This is a genomic window from Flagellimonas pacifica (genome assembly GCF_900215465.1).
GTDB lineage: Bacteria > Bacteroidota > Bacteroidia > Flavobacteriales > Flavobacteriaceae > Flagellimonas > Flagellimonas pacifica.
Genome location: NZ_OBEH01000001.1, coordinates 491229 through 516126, shown reverse-complemented (window position 1 = coordinate 516126; position 24898 = coordinate 491229). Strand labels below are relative to the sequence as shown.

At 37.1% G+C, this 24898-nt stretch carries 27 protein-coding genes; 14 read left to right on the top strand and 13 right to left on the bottom strand.

The annotated features are described in order from the left end of the window. Positions 1 to 48: 48 nt before the first annotated feature. The gene (locus tag CRO15_RS02325) at positions 49 to 1050 is read right to left on the bottom strand and encodes an AAA family ATPase (RefSeq protein WP_097044162.1); all 1002 of its coding nucleotides are present in this window, start codon (positions 1048 to 1050) and stop codon (positions 49 to 51) included. A gap of 383 nt (positions 1051 to 1433) precedes the next feature. Here CRO15_RS02325 and CRO15_RS02320 point away from each other — a divergent pair, with 383 nt between their 5' ends. Together CRO15_RS02320 and CRO15_RS02315 are read left to right on the top strand one after the other, a co-directional pair. Then, entirely contained in the window at positions 1434 to 2195 is a 762-nt protein-coding gene (locus CRO15_RS02320; RefSeq protein ID WP_097044161.1) for an SDR family NAD(P)-dependent oxidoreductase, read from the top strand. Then, entirely contained in the window at positions 2192 to 3328 is a 1137-nt protein-coding gene (locus CRO15_RS02315; RefSeq protein WP_097044160.1) for an ATP-binding protein, read from the top strand. Before CRO15_RS02320 ends, CRO15_RS02315 begins: the two co-directional genes overlap by 4 nt. Here CRO15_RS02315 and CRO15_RS02310 read toward each other — a convergent pair. Further along, the gene (locus CRO15_RS02310) at positions 3325 to 5250 is read right to left on the bottom strand and encodes an amylosucrase (RefSeq protein WP_097044159.1); all 1926 of its coding nucleotides are present in this window, start codon (positions 5248 to 5250) and stop codon (positions 3325 to 3327) included. The two genes, CRO15_RS02315 and CRO15_RS02310, sit on opposite strands and share 4 nt — an antisense overlap. Further along, the gene (locus tag CRO15_RS02305; RefSeq protein WP_097044158.1) at positions 5247 to 6194 is read right to left on the bottom strand and encodes a carbohydrate kinase family protein; all 948 of its coding nucleotides are present in this window, start codon (positions 6192 to 6194) and stop codon (positions 5247 to 5249) included. The genes CRO15_RS02310 and CRO15_RS02305 overlap by 4 nt, the downstream gene beginning before the upstream one ends. 157 nt (positions 6195 to 6351) lie before the next feature. Here CRO15_RS02305 and CRO15_RS02300 point away from each other — a divergent pair, with 157 nt between their 5' ends. Both CRO15_RS02300 and CRO15_RS02295 read left to right on the top strand, forming a co-directional pair. After that, positions 6352 to 7077, top strand: a complete 726-nt coding sequence (locus tag CRO15_RS02300) for a metallophosphoesterase family protein (RefSeq protein ID WP_097044819.1) — start codon at positions 6352 to 6354, stop codon at positions 7075 to 7077. A gap of 54 nt (positions 7078 to 7131) precedes the next feature. Next, positions 7132 to 8127 carry an acyl-ACP desaturase gene (locus CRO15_RS02295; RefSeq protein WP_097044157.1) on the top strand — a complete coding sequence of 332 codons (996 nt, stop codon included), beginning with the start codon at positions 7132 to 7134 and terminating at the stop codon, positions 8125 to 8127. Positions 8128 to 8182: 55 nt separating this feature from the next. On the opposite strand, the gene CRO15_RS02290 is transcribed toward CRO15_RS02295, so the two are convergent. From CRO15_RS02290 to CRO15_RS02260, 7 genes are all read right to left on the bottom strand, one after another. Then, positions 8183 to 8746 (bottom strand): hypothetical protein, encoded by a 564-nt coding sequence (locus tag CRO15_RS02290; protein WP_097044156.1) that lies wholly within the window; start codon positions 8744 to 8746, stop codon positions 8183 to 8185. A 30-nt stretch (positions 8747 to 8776) separates the two neighbouring features. Beyond that, positions 8777 to 9328, bottom strand: coding sequence for an OmpA family protein (locus CRO15_RS02285; protein WP_097044155.1), 552 nt, complete (start codon positions 9326 to 9328; stop codon positions 8777 to 8779). A 345-nt stretch (positions 9329 to 9673) separates the two neighbouring features. Continuing rightward, positions 9674 to 11227, bottom strand: a complete 1554-nt coding sequence (gene amaB / locus CRO15_RS02280) for an L-piperidine-6-carboxylate dehydrogenase (RefSeq protein WP_097044154.1) — start codon at positions 11225 to 11227, stop codon at positions 9674 to 9676. A 73-nt stretch (positions 11228 to 11300) separates the two neighbouring features. Next, positions 11301 to 11672, bottom strand: a complete 372-nt coding sequence (locus tag CRO15_RS02275; RefSeq protein ID WP_097044153.1) for a DUF1304 domain-containing protein — start codon at positions 11670 to 11672, stop codon at positions 11301 to 11303. A 5-nt stretch (positions 11673 to 11677) separates the two neighbouring features. Further along, positions 11678 to 12217, bottom strand: coding sequence for a 3-hydroxyanthranilate 3,4-dioxygenase (locus CRO15_RS02270; protein ID WP_097044152.1), 540 nt, complete (start codon positions 12215 to 12217; stop codon positions 11678 to 11680). Between the two features lie 101 nt (positions 12218 to 12318). Further along, entirely contained in the window at positions 12319 to 12834 is a 516-nt protein-coding gene (locus tag CRO15_RS02265) for a CAP domain-containing protein (RefSeq protein ID WP_097044151.1), read from the bottom strand. 204 nt (positions 12835 to 13038) lie between these two features. Continuing rightward, positions 13039 to 13551, bottom strand: coding sequence for a CvpA family protein (locus CRO15_RS02260; protein WP_097044150.1), 513 nt, complete (start codon positions 13549 to 13551; stop codon positions 13039 to 13041). A gap of 61 nt (positions 13552 to 13612) precedes the next feature. Here CRO15_RS02260 and CRO15_RS02255 point away from each other — a divergent pair, with 61 nt between their 5' ends. From CRO15_RS02255 to CRO15_RS02245, 3 genes are all read left to right on the top strand, one after another. After that, positions 13613 to 13969, top strand: a complete 357-nt coding sequence (locus tag CRO15_RS02255) for a hypothetical protein (RefSeq protein WP_097044149.1) — start codon at positions 13613 to 13615, stop codon at positions 13967 to 13969. After that, on the top strand, positions 13969 to 14277 hold the full coding sequence (locus CRO15_RS02250) for an antibiotic biosynthesis monooxygenase family protein (protein WP_097044148.1): 309 nt from the start codon (positions 13969 to 13971) through the stop codon (positions 14275 to 14277). The genes CRO15_RS02255 and CRO15_RS02250 overlap by 1 nt, the downstream gene beginning before the upstream one ends. 78 nt (positions 14278 to 14355) lie before the next feature. Continuing rightward, positions 14356 to 16023 (top strand): glycerol-3-phosphate dehydrogenase/oxidase, encoded by a 1668-nt coding sequence (locus CRO15_RS02245; RefSeq protein ID WP_097044147.1) that lies wholly within the window; start codon positions 14356 to 14358, stop codon positions 16021 to 16023. Here the strand turns inward: CRO15_RS02245 and CRO15_RS02240 are convergent. Further along, positions 16020 to 17345 (bottom strand): serine aminopeptidase domain-containing protein, encoded by a 1326-nt coding sequence (locus tag CRO15_RS02240; protein ID WP_097044146.1) that lies wholly within the window; start codon positions 17343 to 17345, stop codon positions 16020 to 16022. The genes CRO15_RS02245 and CRO15_RS02240 overlap by 4 nt on opposite strands. Positions 17346 to 17469: 124 nt before the next feature. Between CRO15_RS02240 and CRO15_RS02235 the strand changes: the two genes are divergently transcribed. Next, positions 17470 to 18222, top strand: a complete 753-nt coding sequence (locus CRO15_RS02235; protein WP_133067190.1) for a LytR/AlgR family response regulator transcription factor — start codon at positions 17470 to 17472, stop codon at positions 18220 to 18222. 2 nt (positions 18223 to 18224) lie between these two features. Here CRO15_RS02235 and CRO15_RS02230 read toward each other — a convergent pair whose 3' ends face one another. Then, entirely contained in the window at positions 18225 to 19229 is a 1005-nt protein-coding gene (locus tag CRO15_RS02230) for an NAD(P)H-dependent glycerol-3-phosphate dehydrogenase (RefSeq protein WP_097044144.1), read from the bottom strand. Positions 19230 to 19352: 123 nt separating this feature from the next. On the opposite strand from CRO15_RS02230, the gene CRO15_RS02225 reads away from it, so the two are divergent. The 6 genes from CRO15_RS02225 to CRO15_RS02200 all read left to right on the top strand — a co-directional run bounded on the left by CRO15_RS02225 (position 19353) and on the right by CRO15_RS02200 (position 23893). Next, positions 19353 to 20276: a nicotinic acid mononucleotide adenyltransferase gene (locus tag CRO15_RS02225; RefSeq protein ID WP_097044818.1), complete on the top strand. Its 924-nt coding sequence runs from the start codon at positions 19353 to 19355 to the stop codon at positions 20274 to 20276. Between the two features lie 959 nt (positions 20277 to 21235). Continuing rightward, on the top strand, positions 21236 to 21772 hold the full coding sequence (locus CRO15_RS02220) for a DUF4348 domain-containing protein (protein ID WP_097044143.1): 537 nt from the start codon (positions 21236 to 21238) through the stop codon (positions 21770 to 21772). Continuing rightward, the gene (locus tag CRO15_RS02215) at positions 21772 to 22287 is read left to right on the top strand and encodes a DUF4348 domain-containing protein (RefSeq protein ID WP_097044142.1); all 516 of its coding nucleotides are present in this window, start codon (positions 21772 to 21774) and stop codon (positions 22285 to 22287) included. Before CRO15_RS02220 ends, CRO15_RS02215 begins: the two co-directional genes overlap by 1 nt. Before the next feature lie 23 nt (positions 22288 to 22310). Further along, complete coding sequence (locus tag CRO15_RS02210; RefSeq protein ID WP_165769895.1) at positions 22311 to 22820, top strand: DUF4348 domain-containing protein; 510 nt, start codon at positions 22311 to 22313, stop codon at positions 22818 to 22820. A gap of 108 nt (positions 22821 to 22928) precedes the next feature. Then, entirely contained in the window at positions 22929 to 23456 is a 528-nt protein-coding gene (locus CRO15_RS02205) for a DUF4348 domain-containing protein (protein ID WP_097044140.1), read from the top strand. Between the two features lie 14 nt (positions 23457 to 23470). Next, entirely contained in the window at positions 23471 to 23893 is a 423-nt protein-coding gene (locus CRO15_RS02200; protein ID WP_097044139.1) for a hypothetical protein, read from the top strand. Between the two features lie 103 nt (positions 23894 to 23996). Here the strand turns inward: CRO15_RS02200 and CRO15_RS02195 are convergent, their stop codons facing one another. Continuing rightward, positions 23997 to 24860, bottom strand: a complete 864-nt coding sequence (locus tag CRO15_RS02195; RefSeq protein WP_097044138.1) for an AraC family transcriptional regulator — start codon at positions 24858 to 24860, stop codon at positions 23997 to 23999. Positions 24861 to 24898 lie beyond the last annotated feature (38 nt).

Genomic DNA, 24898 nt, shown 5'->3' with positions numbered 1-24898 from the left:
GATTGTTTAGGGAGAAGCCATCACCCCATGTTGCCAAAGGTCAACTTTTTAAGGTACTTCTACCTCGTTGACAATCTTGTTAATGATTTCCTCAGAAGTGATATTCTCAGCTTCGGCTTCATAGGTTATCCCAATACGATGCCTTAGCACGTCATGAACAACGGCTCTAACATCTTCAGGGACAACATATCCTCTTCTTTTAATGAATGCATAGCATTTGGAGGCATTTGCCAAATTGATACTTCCTCTTGGGGAGGCACCAAAACTGATTAGGGGTTTAAGGTTTTCAAGATTGTATTTTTCTGGATATCGGGTGGCGAACACAAGATCCAAGATGTACTTTTCTATTTTTTCGTCCATATAAACTTCACGAACGGCTTGTTGTGCACTTAATATCTGTTTTAAGGTAACCACGGGTTTTATGGGCTCGGTTTCACCTTTTAGATTTTGTCTTATAATGAGTTGCTCCTCGTTGAGTTTAGGATAATCTATAACCGTTTTTAGCATAAAACGGTCAACCTGTGCTTCAGGTAATGGATAAGTTCCTTCCTGTTCTACCGGGTTTTGGGTTGCCATTACCAAGAAAGGAGGTGCCAATTTAAAAGTTTCATCCCCAATGGTCACCTGCTTTTCCTGCATAGCTTCAAGTAGAGCCGATTGTACTTTGGCAGGTGCTCTGTTTATTTCATCTGCTAGCACAAAATTTGCAAAGATGGGTCCCTTTTTAATGGAAAAATCATTCTCCTTAATGTTATAGATCAATGTACCCACAACATCGGCAGGTAAAAGATCGGGAGTAAACTGTATTCTACTAAAACTGCCTTTTACCGCTTTCGCCAAAGTGTTAATGGCTAGTGTTTTTGCAAGCCCGGGAACGCCTTCAAGAAGAATGTGGCCTTGGCCCAAAAGACCAATAAGCAATCTTTCAACCATGTATTTTTGACCAACAATGGTCTTGTTCATCTCATGGGTGAGTAAGTCAATAAAAGCACTTTCTTGGGCAATTTTTTCATTCACAGCACTAATATCAATAGTAGTGTTTTCTTCCATATTAACTTTTATCGTTATTGAGTTATCGTTAGTTTTTTTCTAGAAGTGCAAAATGAAAATTTATTTAAAATCCGTCTGTTAATTAATGGTTAAAAAAAACGCCGAACCCCTAGTTTTGTGAAGGATTTAAGGGTTTAATTTTATACTTTCACTCCTAATGCACAATACGGATAAATATTCTAGAATTATTGCCGGAGGCACAATCTGGGGAAGATAGGATAAAAATTTCCTTAAAACATAATAATCGGTCTAATATACCAGTGTATTTAGAGTGTAGAGACTTTTGTTGATTATGTAGATATTTATTCAGGAGATTCATAGGTAAATTGACTTGAATTTTTGAAAGCAAATCAGGGGCATATTGTGCCATAGTTTACATCAAAATGGAGAAGAAGAAAACAGTATTGATTACAGGAGCGACCAGTGGTATAGGGAAAGCCACGGCAGAATTGTTGGCCAAACATGGATTTTGCTTGGTTCTATGTGGACGGCGACAGAAACGGTTGGATGAACTTCAACAGCAACTTGAGAGTATTACCCAGGTTTGCACATTAAATTTTGATGTTAGGGACAAGGAAGGAGTGTTTAAATCAGTTGAATCACTGTCAGGGCCATTTTCTGAAATAGACATCTTGATAAATAATGCTGGAAATGCTCACGGGCTTGACACTATTGATCAAGGAAGTTTGGATGATTGGGATGCAATGTTGGACATTAATGTTAAAGGGTTATTGTACGTTTCTAAGGCAGTGGTACCGCAAATGGTAACACGAAAATCTGGACATATTATTAATATTGGTTCTACTGCAGGGAAAGAGGTATATCCTAAAGGAAATGTGTATTGTGCCAGCAAACATGCAGTAGATGCCATTAACCAAGGTATGCGCTTGGATCTTAATACACACGGAATTCGTGTTGGTGCCATTAATCCGGGATTAGTGGAAACGGAATTTAGTGATATTCGTTTTAAAGGAGATTCTAACAAGGCTGGAAAAGTATACCAAGGATATCAACCTCTAAAACCAGAAGACATTGCCGAGATTATTCACTTTGCGGTAACCCGACCTTATCACGTAAACATTGCTGATTTAGTTGTAATGCCTACCGCCCAAGCAAGTAGTACCATTGTCAAGAAAGAACTATGATCAATAAACGCCTACTGGTAAAGAATCTTTTAGCGCATAATGATGAGAATAGTTTTTATGACAAAAAAAGATTTATATCGATAGGTGAAAAAGAGGGTAAGGCCAAGTTCTTAAAACATGTTTGTGCATTGGCAAACAGTAATCCAAAAAACAATTCCTTTATTGTAATCGGCGTTGAGGATGAGGATAATGCAATTGTTGGTGTTGATTTTTTTGATGATAGCAAAATCCAAAACTTGGTAAACGCATATTTGGATAACCCACCCATTATTTCTTATGAAAACATTCCATTCCCACATCTGCCCGAGGGGAAAGTTGTTGGTCTGGTCACGATAAGGTCTGGTGCAAAAATATGTGCACTCAAAAAGAATATATGGAAGTATTACGGGGGGGCAGTATTTTTTAGAGAAGGGAGCATTAGTCTACCTAAAGCTTTTGATATTGTGCTAAAGGATATAAATTCAGAGGTTGTAGCTACCATTGAACAGCACGCCCGGAACAATATTGAACTGACATTGGATGCGGTGATCGATTTTATAAACCATAGACATGCAGATCTAACTAGTAATTATAAAGTATTTAAAGAACAGTTTGTGGTCTGTTGGGCTGGAAATAAAAAAACCATAAATAATGAAATCTACTATTCAAGGGTGGATATTGAATTGATCAATGAGCAGGTAAAATTGTTTTATTCTGCTTTGGATGAGATTACCATTACATATAATGAGAATTCTTTTACTACATTGGAATTTGTGCAACTTGGATTGGGCTCACAGCAAAAGTATTATCCCCTGGAAGAAATGGTCATTACTTTCTCTGAAAATGGCAACTATGCTATAAATAGCAAGTTGGTTTTTGAACCCCCACAATATGATAAAAAGACACTTCACCACGTGTTGAATTCCAATAATTCACTTTTGCAAAAAGTTGAAAAGAAAATTACTTTGAGCAAAGCCGAAGAGGTAGACCTATCACATTTGCCTGCCACATATCTTATTTGTTATCTAAACGGATTTGAAGAGGCGAGGGAACAGATGGAATTGGCAAGACCAATTCTAAAAGCGAACGATAAAAAGGTATATGAATCTTTGAAAGAATCTTTAAGAATACTTAGAAAAGTGAAATACAACTAGCCTTTTTTCAACCATACAATCTGATATGGTTTTAAGCTCAATAAACCACTATTAACCACTATTTTTTTGTCCAGAACCAAATCTTTGGGCCCTCCTTTACTGAAATACCCAAGCTTCCGTATCCAACTTGGCTCTACCACTTGCTGTGTTTCATCAAAATTACATAGAACTAAAAGCCCGCTGTTTTCCCCAGTTCTTTCAAAAGCAAAAATATGATCGTTGCCAGTCCGGTGGATAACCAGATTATTGTTATCTGCAAAAACTGGATATTTCTTTCGTGCAGCGATTAACTTTTTAAGCGTCTTGAATATTTTGGATTGGGCAAGGGTCTTATCTTCTAAGTTTGAAATAAGATTCCAATCTTGTTTTGGCCTATTCACCCATCTACTATCATCTTTTTTGGCAACATCCTCTTTAAAAGAATAATCGTTCAATGTGCCAATCTCGTCTCCTGCATAAACCATCGGAATGCCTCCATAGGCAAGGATGATACCATGAAGCATTATGATTTTTGAAATCGCTTCATTGATGAGCTTATTGTTTTTTGAAACTAATGCTTTTTCCAGCCCTAAAAGTGAAGCGGCACTACCCGTAATTCTTCCATCTCCAGTTTTTGGGTTATACATAAAGAGTAGCCCCATTGCTGGCGACCAATCTAAATTCTGACAATAATAATCCAGTAAAAATTTGCGGTGCTGTTGTGGGTTCCAACCTACTTCTTGGATATGTTTGTCATCATACCCAAGGCCAATATCGTCATGGCACCTAATATAATTTATCCAAGTGCAATCCACTGGTTTTGTAGCGATGTTGGTATAGCTTTTATGCAGCAAGAGTGTTTTTTTTGTTGCAATGGAATTCCAAAGTAAAGCCATCAAAGAGGCATTATAGGCAATTTCACATTCGTTTCCTTTTCTAAGGCCTTCCCCAAAATATTTGATGATTTCTTTTGGGGCAACTATAGCTTCGGCCAAAACAATAACACCTGGGGCAACAATTTGAAGGCACATTCTAAACAAGGAAACCAACACATGCGTTTCTGGAAGATTTTGGGATATTGTTCCCATTTTTTTCCAGAGAAAAGCCAATGCGTCAAAACGTACCACATCCACACCTTGATTGACCATTTTAACCAAATTGGTCAGCATTTCCAGAAAAACTTCAGGGTTGGTGTAATTAAGATCCCACTGATAACTATTAAATACGGTCATGACCCATCGGTCCATTTCAGGATTAAAAGTGAAATTTCCTGGAGAGATTTCTGGGAAAACCTCAGGCATGGATTTTTCATATTCTTTGAGAATGCTGTCATCACTGAATGTATAATAGTAATCCTGATATTTTTTGTTTCCGGCCTTGGCTTTTTTGGCCCAAGAGAATTCATCGGAGGTATGGTTAACGACAAAATCCAACATCAGGAACATATCTTCACTCCTTAACTCTTTTGTAAGGGACAAAAGTTCTTTTGTTGTACCGTATTTTTTGTCTACTTCGTAATAATTATTTACAGCGTAACCTCCATCATTTTCTCCTTTTGGTCGGGGAGTAATGGGCATGAGATGGAGAAAATTGACGCCTAGTTCTTTGAAATAAGGGAGTTTCTTTTTTAATCCTTTCAGATTTTTGTTAAAGTGCTCAACATAAAGTTGCATGCCCACCATTTGCTCAGATTGATACCAATTTCCATAAGACAGTCTTTCCAGATCTTGAAGTTTCAATTCTTCTGTTCTGGACGCAAATAATTTAGGTAGTAAAGAGAGCAGGTTTTTAAACGTACTATGATATTTTTCTTCAGGATAAAGCGAATGGAATAAATGCTGTATATGGCCAAGATTTGCATTTAATCTAAGATTAAAAAGGTTTTCTGGACTTTTCTCTTTGGCCTGTGAGGAAATTAAACGATGTACAGCAGTTTGGTTCATAAGGCCTCAAGCTGGGATTTGTTTGGTAAAGCAGGAATAGCACCATAGTTGGTTGTGGTAATGGCTCCCGCCTTGTTAGCTGTTTCCACCATTTCTGACAATAATTGATGATCTTTCAAGGCTTGGTCAAAATTATCCAGATTGGCAATTTGATACAATAAACATCCAATAAATGCATCACCGGCGCCTGTGGTGTCAATAGGCTTTATTTTTTTACTGGGCACAATTTTCCTGAAATCTTTAACACTCAACAAAGTGCCTTTTTCGCCAAGGGTTACCGTAATAATTTTGGTGCCCATTTCATGGAAAAAATCACAGGCTTCATCAAGATCGTTTTTTCCCGAGAGCAATTGTGCCTCTTCAAGACTGAACTTACACAAATGGGATTTTTCAATAAAAGGCATGCATTTTTTAATAAACTGCTGTTGATTGCCTTTCCACAGATCAATCCTAAAATTAGGGTCAAAACTTATAAACATATCCTTCATAAGCCCATCAAAAAGATATTTGCCATAGGCTTTTTCCAAAGAACCTCCTAAAAGTGCAGTGGCGGCTCCTAAATGTAGTAGACTCCCTTGAAAAGCTTTTCTAACATTTGGATCATAGGTAAGTTCTTTATCGGCTCCTCTACTAAAAACAAAATCACGCTCTCCATTCGCTGCCAAAGAAACAAAAGCTAGGGTCGTAAATGTGTCACAAACTTGAGCCAAAGAAATATCTACTCCCTCCTTCTTTAGAGTGTTCAATAAAAAACCTCCAAACGGGTCTTGGCCCACACTTCCTACAAAAACTCCCTTTCCTCCAAGTTTGGCAACTGCGCAGGCCACATTTGCGGGCGCGCCACCTGCTTTTTTGGTGAATTCATTTGCTTTGGAAAGGTCACTTCCTTGTTTTTCTGCCACAAAGTCTATGAGCAGTTCCCCAACACAAAAAACCTTCTTCATACTATAAATACAATATTACAATGTACACAGAAAATCTTCCAGCAACCAAAAGTTATCTATTTTTTTGTTGAGGAAACGTTTGTCAACAGCAACAAAATTTTACAGTAATCTTTCTGGAATAAGTTGGTTTGTATGTATCATTGCGAAAAATTTTACCATGCGCACTTTGGTTATTGGGGATATACATTCAGGTATGAAAGCATTGGAGCAGTTGTTGATCCGTGCCAATGTAAGGCCTAATGACCATCTTATTTTTTTGGGAGATTATGTAGATGGCTGGAGCACCGCGGTGGAGACCATTGATTTTTTATTGGAATTAAAGACTGAACATAAGTGCACTTTTATTCGTGGGAACCATGATGAACTTTGTAGGGAATGGTTATTGACCAAAAAAGAAAATCCGCAATGGTTGGCCCATGGAGGCATGGCTACCCGAAATTCGTATTTAAATGATAAAAGGGAGAACTGGCAGAGTCATTTGGAATTTTATGCTGACCTGGAAAATTATTTTTTGGACAGTACAAATAGACTTTATCTACATGCGGGCTATACCAATTTAAAAGGGGTAGATTTTGAATATTTTGATCAATTGTTTTATTGGGACCGTACCTTATGGGAATTGGCAAAAGCTATTGATCCTAAATTATCTCCAGAAGACAAAGATTTTCCTAATAGATTGATTCATTATAAGGAGATTTTTATTGGACATACTCCACTTTCAAAAAAAGGTATTGTAGTGCCACAACATGGAGCCAATGTTTGGAATGTTGATACAGGAGCAGCTTTCATGGGAGGATTAACCGCAATGGATGTTGAAACCAAGGAATTTTGGCAAAGTGATCCAGTACATACTTTTTATCCTGGGGAAAAGGGAAGAAATTAAGACAATACCACCCGATAATCAGATTATAATAAAGACCTTTGCAAAAAACAATTTATGTCGTTAAAAAATATCCGCTTGGAGGTGATGCAGGCGATTGAGCCACAAGTTCAGGGATTTATGGATTCTTTTCTTGTTCCAATAGAAGAAATATGGCAACCGAGTGATTTTTTACCTGACTCCCAAAGCGATGATTTTTTTAGCGAAACAGAGCAAATTAGAGAAGAGGCCAAAGAATTGGGATACGATTTTTGGGTTACACTTGTGGCCGATACCATAACAGAGGAAGCCTTGCCAACCTATGAATCTTGGTTAATGGATGTTGAAGGAGTTGATCAACATGATGGTCGTGACAATGGTTGGAGCAAGTGGGTAAGGGCATGGACTGCTGAAGAAAACAGGCATGGAGATGTATTAAACAAATACCTCTATTTATCTGGAAGGGTTAACATGAGAGAAGTGGAGATCACGACCCAACATTTAATAGCAGACGGTTTTGATATTGGCACGGATAGAGACCCCTATAAAAACTTTGTTTATACGTCTTTTCAAGAGTTGGCAACAAATATTTCACACAAGCGTGTTGGTAAAATGGCCAAAAAGAAAGGGAATAAGCTGTTGGGAAAAATGTGTTCCATTATTGCTGGAGATGAGATGAGGCATCATTTGGCATATCGGGAGTTTGTAAAGACAATTTTGGGAGAGGACCCTAATGGAATGATCGAAGCCTTTGCTGATATGATGAAAAGAAAGATAGTGATGCCAGCGCATTTTCTAAGGGAATCTGGAGAAAGTATTGGTGTGGCATTCGAACAATTTTCCAACTGTGCACAACGTCTAGGGGTTTATACGGCCCAAGATTATATTGAAATCTTACAGAAGTTGAACAACTATTGGGAAATTGGAAACTTGAACGGACTTTCTGAACAGGCAGAAAAAGCACGAGACTACCTTATGAATCTGCCTGGGAGACTTGAGCGAATTGCTGGGCGAATGCAATTTGGAGAGGACCAATACAAGTTTAAATGGGTAGAAGCCAATGGTATGTTGTAAAGAAACTGACCTATTTGGTCAACTTCTTTTTCTTTGACATTTTTACTTTTAGGGACTAATACTTTCCGGACTTATGTATGTCTTGCCATTTGACCAGTTCTTTCCACTGTCCTTTATACGCCATTTTGGCCTGCATGGGCCATGAGGCAGGGTCATGGATACGATAGCGACTACCACCAGAGTCTAAAACTTCTTGGCATTTTGTTGTTGAGACCTTTGATAGGTCCTTCCAGGTTTTAATTCCAAAACCGTGGAAAAGTTCTTCGATTTTTGGGCCAATGCCTTCAACTATTTTGAGGTCATTTTCTTTTATTTTTTTTCCAAATGCCGCCTTTGCTGCTTCGGCATCAAAAGAGTCAGCAGTTGGGACTGATGCTGCTAATGAGGCTGGGGTAACTTTGGTTTTCGGCAAGGTGGCCGCAGCAGAGAGTTTCTTGTTACAATTTTCAAGCTCTGTTTTCAGTTTTGCATTTTCTGTTTCAAGAACATTAATATTTGCTGTATTTCCCGTTACGGACGTATTTGACCCCTTTCCTATAAGGTAGCCAAGAACTCCAGCTATGATTCCAACCAATGCAGGAATGACCCAACACCAGATATTCAGATTTTCAAGATTCATTTTATATAGTTTAGAGGTTGAATGTTTAGTTTAATGTTGTTGCTGTTCCGAAATCATTTCAGAAAAAGCATATAAAATAGGGCCCGATAAAACATCCTGTTCGGCCACTAAGTTTTGCATTAATTTACCAAAAGTGTTGATTTGGGTAGTGGAAATGCCACTCAATGCAAGATGGTTCTTTACGGAGTTCGCTCTAGCTAATCCCAAATTTGCATAGGGAGTGTTGTTTTCTTCATTTTCTGTATAAACTCCAGTTAGAGCAATAATTTTTTCAGGATTAGAATCCAGATAATCTTTAAGGTTTGCAATGCCATCTTTTAGCTCATCTGAAATGGGCATAATAAAAGAAGGGCTAGAAAGATAGAAGTCAAAATTGTCGTTGACTTCGTGAGTATACGTTCCATCATTAACCAAAAAAGGAGATATTAAGGATTTAACTGGCCCCGAATCCAGTAAACTTTCTTTATCAGAATTCATAGGTTTTTGGGGAATTATGCAGCCCACACAGAGTTTTTGATAGAGTAACGTACCAATAACTATAGCGGCAAATATCCCTAAGAGGTAGGAAGTCTTTGTTGTCATTAGTAACGAAAATTAGTGTTTATAACACCAAAGTATTAAAAAAATGCTAAAATTTGGCATTTAAAACCAAGAAAGTGAGGTGTTTAGAGTTTAGTTGAGCACTTTTGGAAAACAAGAAATGTATTAAAAGAAACCAACCATACACTTTTTATGACCAACGATACTTTAGCATTTACCCAGAATTGTAAATATGCGGATCTTAGTGGTTATATATTAGGTAAGGAACCCTATTTCTCCCGACGAAGTTCCGGCATTGGAATAGGGTTTAATTTAAATTTGAGTTAGTTTAGTTGGTTTGAGAGACCGCCTATTAAGTGTTCATGGAAATAGGCGGCCTTTTCTTTTTTATAAATCAAATTTTATCCCTTGTGCTAAGGGCAATTCAGTAGTATAGTTTATGGTGTTGGTTTGTCTTCGCATATAAATTTTCCATGCGTCAGAACCACTTTCACGGCCTCCACCTGTTTCCTTTTCACCTCCAAAAGCTCCACCAATTTCTGCGCCAGAGGTTCCAATATTTACATTGGCAATGCCACAATCACTTCCTGAAGAAGACAAAAATCGTTCAGCTTCCCTTAAATTATTGGTCATAATTGCTGAAGACAATCCCTGTACCACGCCATTTTGTTGGGCAATGGCATTTTCAACCTCTCCAGAATATTTTAAAAGATAAAGGATAGGGGCAAAGGTCTCTTCTTGCACAATTTTATACGAATTGTTAGCCTCAACGATAGCAGGCTTTACATAACACCCACTTTCATAACCATCTCCTTCAAATACACCTCCTTCAATCAAAACTTTGCCGCCTTCAGCTTTAGCCTCTTCTAATGCTTTTTTATACATATTCACGGCATCTGTATCTATCAATGGGCCGACGTGATTATTTTCATCAAGAGGATTTCCAATCCTTATTTGTTTGTAAGCATCGACAATAGCATCTTTTACTTTATCATATATAGATTCATGAATGATTAATCTACGGGTAGAGGTGCAACGTTGTCCAGCGGTACCAACAGCGCCAAATACAGCACCTATTACGGTCATTTTAATATCTGCATCTGGAGTTACAATAATGGCATTGTTGCCCCCTAATTCCAATAAAGATTTCCCTAACCTTGCAGCCACTGCTTGGGCCACAATTTTTCCCATGCGGATGGAACCGGTTGCAGAAACTAAAGGAACACGATTGTCGTTGGTCATAAGTTCACCGACCTTATAATCACCATTTATTAGACAAGAAATTCCTTCAGGAAGATTATTGTCTTTTAGGACTTGTGCAATAATATTCTGGCAGGCTACCCCACACATTGGAGTTTTTTCTGAAGGTTTCCAAACACATACATCTCCACATACCCAGGCAAGAGCAGTATTCCATGCCCAAACAGCAACTGGGAAATTAAAAGCGGAAATGATACCTACAATTCCCATAGGATGGTATTGTTCGTACATGCGGTGTCCCGGACGCTCGGAATGCATGGTCAAACCATGTAATTGTCTTGAAAGGCCCACTGCAAAATCGCAGATGTCTATCATTTCTTGAACTTCACCTAGTCCTTCTTGGTATGATTTTCCCATTTCGTAAGAAACCAATTTCCCCAAAGGTTCTTTAAGCTCGCGAAGCTTTTCCCCAAACTGTCTTACAATTTCTCCTCTCTGGGGGGCAGGCATTAAGCGCCATGTTGTAAAAGCAGATGTGGCAGTTTCCATCACTTTTTCATAATCTGAAGAAGAAGTAGTTTTTACTTTTCCTATAAGAGCACCATCAACTGGTGAATAAGAGGAAATGGCTTCGCCTGAACTAAAATAATTAGAACCTGTTGAGGTGCCGTCATTTATTTCTGACAGCCCAAGTTGTTTTAGGGCTTTATCTATCCCAAAAGTCATTGCTATTTTTGACATTTATAACTTTTTAAGTATGAATTGTTATATTTTTCAAAATTACGAATATTACGAGAGAGCCAAACTAAGATTTTTAAAGGAAATGAGATAGAAGTAATAGCATAATTCCTATAAGTGCGGGAAGTGCCTGAACAGTAAATATTTTCTTTGATGCTGTGATTGCCCCATAAATACCTGCAATGGCCACGCAACTTAGAAAGAATAGAGCCACATACATTTGCCATTCTTGATTTTGTATCAATAGGGACCAAATAAGTCCTGCTGCCAAAAAACCATTGTAAAGGCCTTGGTTGGCCGCCAAGGTTTTGGTAGGTTCAAACAAATCTTCTGGGAATTTGCGAAATACCTTCTTGGCCTTTGTAGTCCAAGCAAACATTTCCAACCACAAAAAATAGATATGTAAAATGGCAACCAGTACAATGATAAATTTTGCTATTAACAACATAGTTTTCAATCTTTAGCTATGAATCTTTCGTCTACGGGCATTACCGTACCGCATTTGTCACAAGTCCGTAATTCTTCCAAACTATAAAAATGCTTGAAATGCCCCAAAAAGTCTTTTTCTATATCGTGCAATGTAAAATAGGCTTCGTATAATTTATGATTGCAATTATCGCAAAACCAAAGCAGCCCATCATCAACATTCATGTCAGCTCTTTTTCGTTCCACAACAAGACCAATTGAGCCTTCATATCGCACAGGAGAATGAGGAATTTTGGCAGGGTGAAGATACATATCACCTGGGCCAAGTTTCATAGTTTTTTTTTGCCCATCTTCTTGTACATGAACTTCTATGTTCCCTTCCAATTGGTAAAAAAGCTCTTCTGTTTCATTGTAATGATAATCCTTTCTTGCATTAGGGCCAGCTACTATCATAACAATATAATCTCCTGCATCTTTATAGAGGTTTTTATTGCCTACCGGGGGTTTTAGGGCGTCCCGGTTTTCTTCAATCCATTTGTTAAGATTAAAAGGTGCTTGTATCTCCATCTATGAACTTTTTAGGAAAGGTATAAAAACCTTTGGTAACAAAAAAGACCTGTTCTTGAACAGGTCTTAAAGTATAATTTAAACAATAAAATAAGCTTGTGTCAAGGTTGCTCCAATCGTATGAAAATCTGAGTAAAATAAGCCCTTCCGTTTTTATCCAGTTCTATGCTCAATGTGGTGTGGGTGTAGCTATCCTCAATAGTCTTTTTATGTGATGAACTATTTAACCAACCTTGTAAAGTAAGTTCGGCGGTAGAATAATACCTTGCTACATTTTCACCTACTTTGACAGCATTTATCTCTTCAACTATTTTTGAAGCTCTGGATTGAAAATTATCATGACTCAATTTATTTTTTGAGATCATATAATCGTTATGTTCCTGAGCATATTTGTATGATGTAGAATTAGCTTGAAGTTTGGTCAGTCCGATAGAAGCTCTGTGATCATTAACAAGATCGAGCAATTCACCTTCCATTTTTTCAGGATCAATTATGACCTTCTCATTCCCAAGAAGAGCCTCGGCCAATTTTTCTTCCTCATTGTTGGATGTCTTACTGCATGTGCTTAAGGAAAATATAAGCGCCACCGCTAGAAAAGCGAAGTACAATTTTTTCATTTTCAGGATATATTATTTTGGAATTTGTTCTAAGAATTCCAAGTGTTCCAGAAGGCTAATCTAGAGGGAGATTTTTTTGAGACCAAAAATCTCCATAAGACTGCAAATTAATCCGTTAAGTTGCACAAAAAAGGATGTGAAGAAAGAAATCATCGTTAACGGGCATTCGGGTTGTCGGGAAAAACATACCGTTTGTATGAGGTGTCAATTTTCAGGTTCATTAGAATCTTCGCCCTTTTCTTCTAGAACCAGACTAAATACAAATGCCCCAATTTCTTTTACCGGCTCGTAGAAGATTGATTCCTTTTTAGTATCCTCATTTATGAAGTTGAAAGAGGAAGTAAGACGATCAAAGAAAACTAATAGTGCACCTACAATAACAGCGACCTTAAGCGCACCAAAAATCCCTCCTGCAATCTTGTTCAACAATCCCAACATGGCAAAATCTGCAATCTTGGTCAAAAATTTTCCAGCAAAATGAACCAATAAAACAATGGCAAAGAAAGTGATAAGGAAAGAAGTTATTTTTAGATATTGCTCACTCCAATTGAGGTTTTCAGCAAGATAATTCCCAGCAATGTAAGAAAAATGGATTGCTCCATAAATACCTGCTATAAGGGCTACTAGCGAAGCAATTTCGACAAAAAGACCATTTTTAAGGCCTTTAAAAAGTCCCCAGACCAAGAGTATTCCAATAACAATATCCAAAAAGCTCATAAACTGGTTTTCAACAAATATAGGATATTGATTTGTACCTTTAGGACTTCTAAAAAAGCAGATGTCACGAGACGAAAAACTAAAAGAAAGGTGGGATTTTCTGGTAGAGAAACTGTCCAGTCAATTTTCTGACGAAGATCCTTTGGAAATAGATGGGATTATCTATCTGGTAGGAGTCCAAGAATTGGGCAATTTTCATAGAAGCTTTAAAAAAGACGAAAAACTGAATTTGATGCACATAGCCATTTGCAGATTGCTGGAACCTTATGGGTATTATGATTTCGATTTTTTTGATGAAGATGGTTGGCCACATTATAAGATAAAAGAGCAATTACCTCCATTGAAAGCGGGAGAACAATCGGTTTTAATGAAAGAGGCACTTGTAAACTATTTTTTGGAAAAGCAATACATAGATTAATGGAGCTACAAAAACCTTACTACGCCGTAATTTTTACAAATACCCGAACAGAAGAGGATAATGGGTATGGACAAATGGCAGATGAGATGGAGAAGCTTGCTCGTGAGCAGCCTGGATTCATCGATTTTGAAAGTGCTAGGGATGAACTTGGAATTTCAGTAAGCTATTGGGAAAGTTTAGGGGCCATTGCCAATTGGAAATCTAATATGGACCACAAGGTGGCACAGCAAAATGGAATTAAAGAGTGGTATTCTTGGTATAAAGTAAGGATATGTTTGGTAGAAAGAGAATATGAGTTTACCAGATAGAATTGATATAATCTTAATTCATGATTGCCAACAAAAGGTTTCTTTTTATGTAACTTGTTTTGATTGGTAATTAAGGATATGAAAAAGTACATCAGATTTTCCAATCTGGACCGAAGAGAAACCATTCGAAAAGTAGAAGAAGAAACCTATGACCTCATTGTAATTGGTGGTGGAATTACTGGAGGTGGGATTGCTTTGGATTCGGCCTCAAGGGGTTTGAAAACTTTGTTGTTGGAGAAAGACGATTTTGCGTCTGGCACTAGTAGTAAATCAACTAAATTAATTCACGGAGGCCTTAGATATTTAAAACAATTCGATTTTTGGCTGGTAAAAGAAGTCGGCTCAGAAAGAGCCATTGTACACAAATTGGCCCCTCATTTGGTCTTACCAGAAAAAATGTTGTTGCCCTTAATAGAAGGCGGCTCTTATGGTAAGTGGTTAACTTCAATTGGCCTGAAGGTCTATGATATTCTTGCACAGGTTTCAGGAGATGATAAACGTCGGATGCTGGAGAAAAAAGAGGCAATGAAATTGGAACCGCTTTTACCTAAAAAAATTCTGAATGGAGCTGGATATTATGCAGAATACAGAACCGACGATGCCAGATTGACCATTGAAAATATTAAAACCAGTTTACAGTTTGGCGCTAAAGCGTTGAACTATGCAAAAGTTGTGGATTTCATTTATGAAAATGAAAAAGTGGCAGGTGTTAGGGTCAAAGATGAGGTTTCTGGCAAGAAGATCAGTATAAAGTCCAAATATGTTATAAGCGCTGCTGGGCCTTGGGTTGATGAACTGCGTAGCTTGAACAATTCCAAAAAGGGAAAACGGTTGCATTTGACCAAAGGAGTGCATTTGGTCTTTCCAAAGGAGAAACTTCCAGTAAAACAATCTGTATATTTTGATATTCCCGATGGAAGAATGATGTTTGCCATACCCCGGGGAAAGGTTACCTATGTAGGCACAACCGATACAAATTTCAATCTGGACAAGGACAATATTAAAACCGATTTGGCAGATGCCATCTACTTGATTTCAGCCGTGAACAATATGTTTCCTTCCATCAATCTGGAGATGAACGATATTATTTCTTCATGGGCAGGTCTACGTCCTTTGATTCATGAAGAAGGGAAATCGGCATCCGAACTTTCCAGGAAAGATGAAATCTTTACTTCGGACACAGGCCTTGTAAGCATAGCAGGGGGTAAGCTTACGGGATATCGAAAAATGGCCGAAAGGGCGGTTGATCGCATAGTCAAGTCCATGGAGGAAGATCATGGAGCCCAAATCTCTGAATGTACTACGGATAAAATCCCACTTTGTGGAAGTGATTTTAAAAAATACAAGCATGTTAAAAAATGTATTAGTCAAGTTTTTAGCCGCTTAAAAGATGATAGATTTACGGAGTACGACGCATGGTATCTGGTTACCACATATGGAAAACAAGTAGAAGTGATTTTGGAAAACTATGCGTCATTGAACGGAGCGGATGCCAAGGTTAAATTGATATGTGCCGAAGCGTTGTTCTGTATTGACCACGAAATGGCACTCAATCCCATGGATTTCTTCATCAGAAGAACCGGAATGTTGTATTTTGATATTGACAGTGTGCGCAACTACATGGAACCGGTTTTGGAAGAATTCAAAAAAACATACGGCTACAGCGATGATGAAATCAATTCTTTTAGGGAAAAATTGAAAAAAGAGATAATATCCCACTCCAACTTTTCCCTAGAACGTAATTAGGATGTTAACCCTACCATTTCTTGGGCCCATTTTATTACTAGGTTGATGGTGCCCTCATCCCATTTGCCCGGTTTTCCTTCAAATGAGTTTTTAGGAGATTCGTGTATGGTGTTCCAGTGATCTAAACCGGGGTACTCATATAAAAGATGATCCTGGTGTCCATTTCTTTTCAAAACGTCGATAATCATTTTATTGTCAAAAGAAGACATGATCCAATCGTTGGTGCCGCGCAAAATCCGCACAGGTACTTTTATTTTCTCCCATTGGCCTGCCAAGTCAAAATCTTGCAATTGTTGATAGTAGGCCATTGGCCTTCCATACATGTGTGCTGCAGAGTGATAATTGTAATCTGCCAGGGAAGGATATTCATTAACCACTTCTTGATAGGTCTTTTTTTGAATCAACATGCCATAATATAAAGGGATATAGTACTTGTTCATTTTTTCCACTATTTGAGATTCCGTATTGCCCCTAAATTGAAGTAAACGACGTTCAATCTCTAACATATGCTCGTACCACGTTTTAAAAAAAGTCCCATCTGAGATAACCCCGGCCAGGTCAAATTCATTGGCAAAAAGCGGAGCCAAAGCACTCCCCATACTGGAACCGTAGACCACAATTTTTGAAGTATCAACATACGATTTTGACTTTAAATTTTTAATGGCCGCCCTAAAACCAGCAATGTCTGTCAAAAAATCAGATTGACCGCAATTCCCCTCGCTGTCCCCAACCCCGGGTTTTTCAATTCGCATAACTACCATTCCTGATTTTTCAACCAGATCTTTTATGGTCTGTACCCAATTCCCCTTCCTGCCAGGATATGTTTCAATACTGGAACAACTTAGTCCTCCTATTAAAACAATAGCAGGTTGTTTTCCTGACTTTTTGGGTTTGGTAATAATGATTCTTTGGGTAATACCGTACGGACTGGTTACTTCTTCATAAAAGGTATCCAATTCTGTATGGTTTTCCTTTTCCAAAGGATTAAATTGAACGATTGCCTCAACCATTTTTCCATTTCGGATGGCTTTGACCTTGGTTGGAGTATTGGACCTAAGACCATAGGAAGTATCGCTCCAAACTTCACCATCCTTTATTAAAATATCATCAACTTCAACTATTACATCATTGGTAAGGAAACCTGCTTTTTCCAAAGGGCTATTCTTGTTTAACTCCGCTATGGTAACTCCTGGAGTATTCCCATTTGGGCCATTTATTTTTGCTTCCCATGAGCTTCTTCTTCCCAGAATTTGAGATGTGACACTTAGTGTTGAAAATAAGGTAAGAACACTTAATAGGAATAAACCGTTTTTTGATTTCATGATTATGGATTTAAGTTTTCTTTAAAATTAGATTGCCTATTTTTAGCTGAGAGGGAATTTATACGTAGAAAGCCATTTTTTATATGAATGAACCTTGAACAATGATGTATGGAATTTTAAAATCATGAAATCAGCAACTAATTTCTATCTATTCAATTCAAGGATTGCTACGCATGCCATTTTTTGGGTATTGTACTATGTTTTGTTTGGATTGATTTGGGTGGGCGATAAAGGCTACTTGGCCTCTTTTTATTTGGAATTTGTGTTGCTTCCAATTCGAATTCTGGCGGTTTATGTCACCATCTATTTTTTATTGCCCCGTTTTTTGCTGAAGCGAAAGTTCTTGAACTTTTTTATAGGATATGGCCTCACATTGTTGTTGGGCGGAATATTGCAACGGGTTTTTATTCATCTTTTTTATGAGGAATTGTTGTTGAACGATTCCAGTTCAGGATTGTTTAGTGTTATGATGTTGGTAAGGGCCATTGTGTTGATTAACACCACGGTATTGCTGATTCTTGGGGTTAAGTTATTTCAGCTTTGGGTTATGGAAAATGAAAAAAACGAAGGTTTGGAAAACGAAATATTGGAAATACGGTCCAATAGAAAAACACATCGCGTACCTACGGAGAATATCCTTTTTGTGGAAGGCCTTGGTAATTATGTTACCTATCACCTGGTGGATAAATCCAAAATAACCAGTTATGGAAGTATAAAAGGAACGTTACAACAATTACCAGATAATTTTAGGCGAGTTCACAAATCCTATATCGTTAACAGGGCATATATAAAATCTTATGATGCTATGACAATTGATGTTCTGGACAATTCCATTCCCAGAGGAAAAAGCGTTACGGATGAGGTCCTTTTAAATTAGCTTTAATCCAGCTTTTCCGTCAGTTTTTTGAAAACCTTTTTAGGATTTTTTTCTTCGTAGAGGATATTGTATACAGCATTGATTATCGGTGTCTTTGATTTTTTTTTCAACTTTTCATGAAGTAAATGAGCGCTTTTGGTGGCATAATAACCTTCTGCAACCATGTTCATCTCCATCATGGCGCTTTTTACCGTATAGCCTTTGCCAATCATATTCCCAAACATACGGTTACGGCTAAAAGTGGAATAACCAGTCACCAAAAGATCACCCAAGTATGCTGAGTTGTTGATGTTACGCTTCATTTTATATACTTTATCAATGAACCGTTTCATTTCTCTGATGGCATTGCTCATCAGTACGCTCTGGAAATTATCACCATATCCCAAGCCATGTGCAATTCCAGCTGCAATGGCGTAAATATTCTTTAACATGGCTGCATATTCAGTGCCAATAATATCATCAGAAATTTTTGTTCGGATATAGTCACTTTTCAACACTTTAGCCACCAATTCGGCTTTAGATGAATCCGCACAAGCGATGGTAAGATAGGATAAACGCTCCATGGCCACCTCTTCCGCATGGCAAGGACCAGTTAAGACACCAATATTTTTAAAGGGAATTTGGTAATAATCATGAAAGTGTTCGCCAACGATTAAACCACTCTCTGGGACAATTCCCTTAATGGCGGAAAAAATTATTTTATCTGAGAGAGATACGCTAAGTCTTTGAAGCTCATTCTCTAAAAAAGCTGATGGAATGGCAAAAATGAGAACATCAGATGAACTGACCACTTCATTGATATCATTGCTTAACAAAAATTTGGAAACATCAAATTGAACGGAGCTGATATAATTTGGGTTATGCCCCTCAACCTTTAAATGTCGAATCGCTGATTCATTTCGCATATACCAGGAAATATGCTCTAAATTTTCAGAGAGCATTTTAACTATAGCGGTTCCCCAGCTACCACCTCCCAATACACCAAACCTAAGTTTACCTTCCTCCATCAATAGACTTTAGGCAGCAAAGCTAAAAAATAAATCAGATGAATCATTATTGTTTGATTGTCAGTAAATTACATTTTTTGGCATGGTGCTTGGTTTAGATTAAGGGAATCAAAAACCAAGGTTATGGGAAATGGAAAACTACTCTTAGGAATTTTATTGATAGGGATTTTGGCCACCTCTTGCTACACAGAAGTTGTTGTGGAAGATGATTTTATTGAAGAATCTCCATTAAATACAGCTTTGGTGCTAGAGTCTTATGATTTGTGGTATGTAGATATCAATGAAACAAGAGGAACGGGGGAGGTTCCATTTTTACAACGTGCATTTACCATTTCTTTTAACAGAGGAGTGGTATACGCAAATAATAATATGGTGGGTATTGGAAAAACCGGAAATGGCCTGGGTATAGATGTTGGTTCTTATGGAACGCTGAATGCTGCTGTGGAAATTGACCATGAAGTAGATGGCCTTTGGTTGTTGGAAGTTTATGCTTTGAACAACAATACCCTGGAACTCCAAGATTCAAGATCAAATATCTCATATGTTTTAAGGGGGTATGACAGCAATGATTTTGATTATGATATGGTTTTCTATGATAACATCAACTATTTTTTGCAGGAATATGATGCTTGGGAAAAAACCTATACGAGTGAACTAGGTGCAATAAATGAGTTTGATGATGAAAATTATCTTCAGTTTTTATCCGGAAATAATGGCGATTTTTTCAGATTATCCGTAGATGGGTCAGGAACAGCTATTATGAATTTGCAATGGGATTATGAAGGCGATTATGAAGTTTTTGATGTGGCAAATGACGCAACACTCAAAACTTTAACACTGGATTATGACTTCTTGGGCAATGATTATTTTGAACTCTACGTTATTAATGATAGTACCATTGAGTTGTATCATGTATCCAGTAAAACAACATATGAGTTTACGGGAAGAGGATATAAACAATATTTAAAATCGGGTAATAAAATTGGCAAAAAGCGTTCAAAAGTTAAAAATCCCATAATGAACGTTACTAGACAGAAGAAAAAGTAAGGAATAACTATAGTGTTCGACTATATACACAAGTTTTTTGGTTGGTTATTTAGTAAAAATCGCCTCAAGTACTTTAGCTTGGGGCGGTTTTTTTATGTACAAATGCAAGAACTAAATCTCCATAGTTTAGAATTTTCTAAAAACAACCCACAATACTTTCCACATGATTGTTATGTGTTCCTGAAAATCTAAAACAATCATTATTTATTTGATATTCAAATAACTACACGATAAAAACAAATATTGTTAATAAAACATTGTTTTATATTCTCAATAAACTGTAGATAAATTATTACTTTTCGAAAAGCATAACCCATATTTTATTGTTTAATCCGTAAATTATGTTGAGCTTATGCCTAATTTCCATCTATTTTTTTGTAAAAAACTCCCAAGTAATTATAAAAGCTTGAACCCATAAGGTCTGTATGCTTAAGACAGGCGAAAGGGTTCATTGTATAAGGTGGGATTTGGTCATCTCCACCGGATTGATTTTGCAATGTTCTTTTGCATTTATGGGAAACCCAAGACCCCAATAGATCTTACCAAATTAAAACTTAACCTATGAGACACCTTATCGAGAACACATTCTTTTTCCTAACTATTTGTTCAATTAACTCCACAGAATAGAGGATAAATAATTGATGAATTTTGCCGCTCACCTCCCTTGAATTTAAAGGATTGGTTGTGCATGCAAGATTATCAGGCATGCGCTGATTTGTTGTGATGAATATCAGGATAAAGAATTACTTCAAAAACAACAAAAGGATATTAATTTAACATTTGATAAATAACTATCATAAAAGTAAATGAAAAACCACAGCGAAAGTTGTGGTTTTTTATACCATAAGTTTTTGTAAACCACATTTAAAGAGGAAAGACTCTAACAGTTCTTTTACAACATGTCAGTCTGCGACTAATGGTTTGGAGCACAGGATGTTAAAAAAAAGAAACTAAAAGATATGAGAAGAATAAAATTGACCGTATTTGTTTTGATGATGTTGGGAGTATTTTCCTGTAAACAGGAACCCCGCGACAAAGAGATTTCTTCAGACACCATTGAATCGATCGTGTCCGGCTCAGAACCTGAACCAGTGTCTGATAAACACAAAGAAGAAAATGTAGCCAAAGTCATCGAAATGGACAAGAATTGTGACCAGACCTTTGATGATTTCTTTGAAAGATTTGCCAAGGATAGTGTCTTTCAGAAGAATAGGGTCAAATACCCTATGAAGGATTCATATATTGAGAGCCTTGACCCGACTGTAATAAAAGTAGATAGTATAACGTATAAAAAATATATCTATTTGGATTTTACCAGAGACAAAGAAGCTATGAAAAATAAATATGGAAAATATACGGTTGAAACCAAAATAATTAAAGACTCTTTGATTCATTATTTTTGGTTTGGTTATGATAACGGTATCCATGTGACATACAAGTTCAGTTTGATAAATGGCTGTTGGTACTTGGTTGAGATATTGGATGAGTCTACGTGATGAAAAAGAATATTGCATTGACCATATTTGTTTTGATAATGTTGGTAACATTCTCATGCAAGCAGGAACTCCGTAATAAAGAGGCTTCTTCAAGTTCTATTGAATTGCCCATGTTGAGCGAGAAAGTGGCTAATCAAAAAGAAAAAGATGTAACCAAACTCATTGAAATGGCCAAGGACTGTGGAGAGACCTTTGACGATTTCTTTGAAAGGTTTGCCAAGGACAGCGCCTTTCAAAAGAGTAGAATTAAATTCCCGTTAAGGGTATCATATTTTAAAGATGTTCTGGATGATAGTTTGTCTGTTGATGTCATTGAAAGATCGTCGTATATATATATTGATCTTCGAGAAAATAGCCCCATGGTAGGTATTGACTATGAAGTTTCTTTTGAAGAAAATGGTGACCAAAAAAGTTATTATTTAACAGGGATTGATAATGGTATTCTGATTACTTATATATTCAAGCAGAATGAAAATTGTTGGTACTTGGTTGAGATATTGGATGAGTCCACATGATGAGAAAGAATACTACATTGTACATGTTTGTTTTAATAATATTGGGAGTGTTTTCCTGTAAACGGGAACCCCGTAACAAAGAGGCTTATTCAAATACCATTGAATCACCCGTATTGAGCGAGAAAGTGGACAATCACAAAGAAGAGAAAGAAAAAATAATTAAACCCATCGAAATGGCCAAAGACTGTAATCAGACCTTTGATGCTTTTTTTAAGAGGTTCGCTACGGACAGTGTCTTTCAGAAAAACAGAGTGAAATACCCTATGGAATGGTATTTCTATGGAAATGCCAATTATGCGAGTTTAGACAAAGAAATAATCAATTCAAAAGATAAGTTTAGATATTTTGATTTTACTCAAGATAAAAAAGCTATTGAAAGAGAATATGGAGCCTTTAAAATTGAAAAGGCTAAACATAAAGATAGTGTCATCTATAAACGAATAGGGTTGGATTCTGGGCTTTTGATGAATTTTAAATTTCATTTAGTAGACGGCTGTTGGTACATGGTAGAGATATTGGACGAGTCCACATAAATAATTAGACTATGGACAATTAAGTAATATAGATAACACTTACTTAAGTCTTAATTCTGATACCAGTTCTCTTTTACCAAGTTACATGATGTACTTCAAAAAACCATAATGAAAATAAATTTAACACTATTGGGTTTCTGTATATTGTTGGGAGTATTTTCCTGTAAACGGGAACTCCGTAATAAAGAAGCTTCTTTAGATACCATTGAATCGATTGTGTTAGACACGGAACCAGTGTCTGATAAACATAAAGAAGATGGTGCAGCCAAAGCCATCGAAATGGACAAGGACTGTGGAGAGATCTTTGATGCTTTCTTCGAAAGATTTGCCAAGGATAGTATCTTTCAAAGGAATAGGGTAAAATATCCTTTAGAATGGTTTTATTATAAGGACGTAACAGATAAAGCCCCTACAATGGAAATCGTTGAATATGGTTCTTCTAATTACGTGGATTTTACCAAAGATAAGGAGGCTTTTAATAATGAGTATGATAAATACGAAGTTGAAATTGAGAAAAAGGAAAATCATAATCTATATAAATTACTTGGAATAGATAATGGTATCCATGTAACTTATAAGTTCAACTTAATAGACGGCTGTTGGTATCTGGTAGAGATATTGGACGAGTCCACATAGAAAAGAACGGCAACATGACCTCTTACCGCAACAAGGGCATTACGGCCATAACCTACAACCACCTTAACCTGCCCACCAAGGTGAGCACGGGCGGGGGAACGATTTCGTATATTTACGATGCAACAGGCGTTAAACTCAGGAAAACGGTGAGCACGGGAAGTGATACAGAATACGCGGGCAATTACATTTACCAGAACGGGGAGCTACAGTTCTTTAACACTCCCGAGGGCTATACCACCCCAGATGGAAATGGAGGCTACGATTATATATACCAGTATAAGGACCACTTAGGTAATGTGCGATTGAGCTATATGGATGACAACGGAACCCTTGAAATTGTGGAGGAGAGCAATTACTACCCCTTTGGGCTTGAACATAAAGGTTGTAATAATGTTGTAACACTACTACTGCCTGTCTGTGACTGGTGGCTTAAATAAAAGTTATATGGATCGGCCAAAAGTAAAAACAACACATATTTTTTTGGGAGGTTAGAAGACATTAATAAATATGGATGGATGATTTGGACCTAACACTTACATCTTACCCCTTCTTTTTCAGATTCACCAAATACTGTTTTTTGAAATCCGAAGGGTTTTGTCCACTTATCCTCTTAAAGGTTCTATTGAAATACGAAAGACTTTCAAACCCACAATCGTAACAAGTTTCACCAACATTTTTGCCCATCAACAATAACCTTTTGGCTTGGCTTATCCTGTATTGGTTCAAAAAATTGGTAAAAGTGTTTCCAGTGGTCTTTTTAAAATACCGACAAAAAGCTTCTTTGCCCAGATTGCATATTTCGGCTACTTCGGCAACCTCAATTTTTCGTTGGTAATTTTTATCTACAAATCCATGTATGTTTCTGAGACGGTCTTGTTCCTTTTTTCTATATCTGTTTACAAAAGGATGTTCATGGAGCAAAAAATAGTCGTCACTAAGGGCAAGTTCTTTTAATATTTGAATGGACTCCATAAAGAAATCAAAAGAGGAAAGCTCATAAAGCTTTTTCAATCGTTCCCCAATTCGTTTTTTTGTTTCTCCAGTAAATACTATACCATGTCTTGATTTTTCAAATAAGGTGTCAATAGGTCCAAGCTCAGGGATTTCTTCTAAAACCTGCTCTTTAAATTTTGGTTTAATGTGTAGAACTTCTTTGATGTAATCTGTCTTAACCCCATAATCAAAATTCAGATGAGGAATGTTTGAGCCAATAAAAACAAGATCACTGCCCGCAAAGTTGGAAATGCTATCGCCCACATGTCTTGTGGCACTGGCACCTTCAATGTATACCAATTCATATTCCGGATGAAAATGCCAATAAAAAAGATGATTCAAACGAGGTAAGTGCAAGAGCCGGAACGGACTCTTGGTATTTGGTGTTATGGTCTCTAATTCTATCTTCAATTTTCACTTTAATGCCATTTAAAATATAGAATTTTATA

What these genes read in the sequence shown, in the direction of transcription:
- CRO15_RS02325 (WP_097044162.1), bottom strand. Translation starts at nt 1,050, where the DNA reads ATGGAAGAAAACACTACTATTGATATTAGTGCTGTGAATGAAAAAATT.
- CRO15_RS02320 (WP_097044161.1), top strand. Translation starts at nt 1,434, where the DNA reads ATGGAGAAGAAGAAAACAGTATTGATTACAGGAGCGACCAGTGGTATA.
- CRO15_RS02315 (WP_097044160.1), top strand. Translation starts at nt 2,192, where the DNA reads ATGATCAATAAACGCCTACTGGTAAAGAATCTTTTAGCGCATAATGAT.
- CRO15_RS02310 (WP_097044159.1), bottom strand. Translation starts at nt 5,250, where the DNA reads ATGAACCAAACTGCTGTACATCGTTTAATTTCCTCACAGGCCAAAGAG.
- CRO15_RS02305 (WP_097044158.1), bottom strand. Translation starts at nt 6,194, where the DNA reads ATGAAGAAGGTTTTTTGTGTTGGGGAACTGCTCATAGACTTTGTGGCA.
- CRO15_RS02300 (WP_097044819.1), top strand. Translation starts at nt 6,352, where the DNA reads ATGCGCACTTTGGTTATTGGGGATATACATTCAGGTATGAAAGCATTG.
- CRO15_RS02295 (WP_097044157.1), top strand. Translation starts at nt 7,132, where the DNA reads ATGTCGTTAAAAAATATCCGCTTGGAGGTGATGCAGGCGATTGAGCCA.
- CRO15_RS02290 (WP_097044156.1), bottom strand. Translation starts at nt 8,746, where the DNA reads ATGAATCTTGAAAATCTGAATATCTGGTGTTGGGTCATTCCTGCATTG.
- CRO15_RS02285 (WP_097044155.1), bottom strand. Translation starts at nt 9,328, where the DNA reads ATGACAACAAAGACTTCCTACCTCTTAGGGATATTTGCCGCTATAGTT.
- amaB (WP_097044154.1), bottom strand. Translation starts at nt 11,227, where the DNA reads ATGTCAAAAATAGCAATGACTTTTGGGATAGATAAAGCCCTAAAACAA.
- CRO15_RS02275 (WP_097044153.1), bottom strand. Translation starts at nt 11,672, where the DNA reads ATGTTGTTAATAGCAAAATTTATCATTGTACTGGTTGCCATTTTACAT.
- CRO15_RS02270 (WP_097044152.1), bottom strand. Translation starts at nt 12,217, where the DNA reads ATGGAGATACAAGCACCTTTTAATCTTAACAAATGGATTGAAGAAAAC.
- CRO15_RS02265 (WP_097044151.1), bottom strand. Translation starts at nt 12,834, where the DNA reads ATGAAAAAATTGTACTTCGCTTTTCTAGCGGTGGCGCTTATATTTTCC.
- CRO15_RS02260 (WP_097044150.1), bottom strand. Translation starts at nt 13,551, where the DNA reads ATGAGCTTTTTGGATATTGTTATTGGAATACTCTTGGTCTGGGGACTT.
- CRO15_RS02255 (WP_097044149.1), top strand. Translation starts at nt 13,613, where the DNA reads ATGTCACGAGACGAAAAACTAAAAGAAAGGTGGGATTTTCTGGTAGAG.
- CRO15_RS02250 (WP_097044148.1), top strand. Translation starts at nt 13,969, where the DNA reads ATGGAGCTACAAAAACCTTACTACGCCGTAATTTTTACAAATACCCGA.
- CRO15_RS02245 (WP_097044147.1), top strand. Translation starts at nt 14,356, where the DNA reads ATGAAAAAGTACATCAGATTTTCCAATCTGGACCGAAGAGAAACCATT.
- CRO15_RS02240 (WP_097044146.1), bottom strand. Translation starts at nt 17,345, where the DNA reads ATGAAATCAAAAAACGGTTTATTCCTATTAAGTGTTCTTACCTTATTT.
- CRO15_RS02235 (WP_133067190.1), top strand. Translation starts at nt 17,470, where the DNA reads ATGAAATCAGCAACTAATTTCTATCTATTCAATTCAAGGATTGCTACG.
- CRO15_RS02230 (WP_097044144.1), bottom strand. Translation starts at nt 19,229, where the DNA reads ATGGAGGAAGGTAAACTTAGGTTTGGTGTATTGGGAGGTGGTAGCTGG.
- CRO15_RS02225 (WP_097044818.1), top strand. Translation starts at nt 19,353, where the DNA reads ATGGGAAATGGAAAACTACTCTTAGGAATTTTATTGATAGGGATTTTG.
- CRO15_RS02220 (WP_097044143.1), top strand. Translation starts at nt 21,236, where the DNA reads ATGAGAAGAATAAAATTGACCGTATTTGTTTTGATGATGTTGGGAGTA.
- CRO15_RS02215 (WP_097044142.1), top strand. Translation starts at nt 21,772, where the DNA reads ATGAAAAAGAATATTGCATTGACCATATTTGTTTTGATAATGTTGGTA.
- CRO15_RS02210 (WP_165769895.1), top strand. Translation starts at nt 22,311, where the DNA reads ATGTTTGTTTTAATAATATTGGGAGTGTTTTCCTGTAAACGGGAACCC.
- CRO15_RS02205 (WP_097044140.1), top strand. Translation starts at nt 22,929, where the DNA reads ATGAAAATAAATTTAACACTATTGGGTTTCTGTATATTGTTGGGAGTA.
- CRO15_RS02200 (WP_097044139.1), top strand. Translation starts at nt 23,471, where the DNA reads ATGACCTCTTACCGCAACAAGGGCATTACGGCCATAACCTACAACCAC.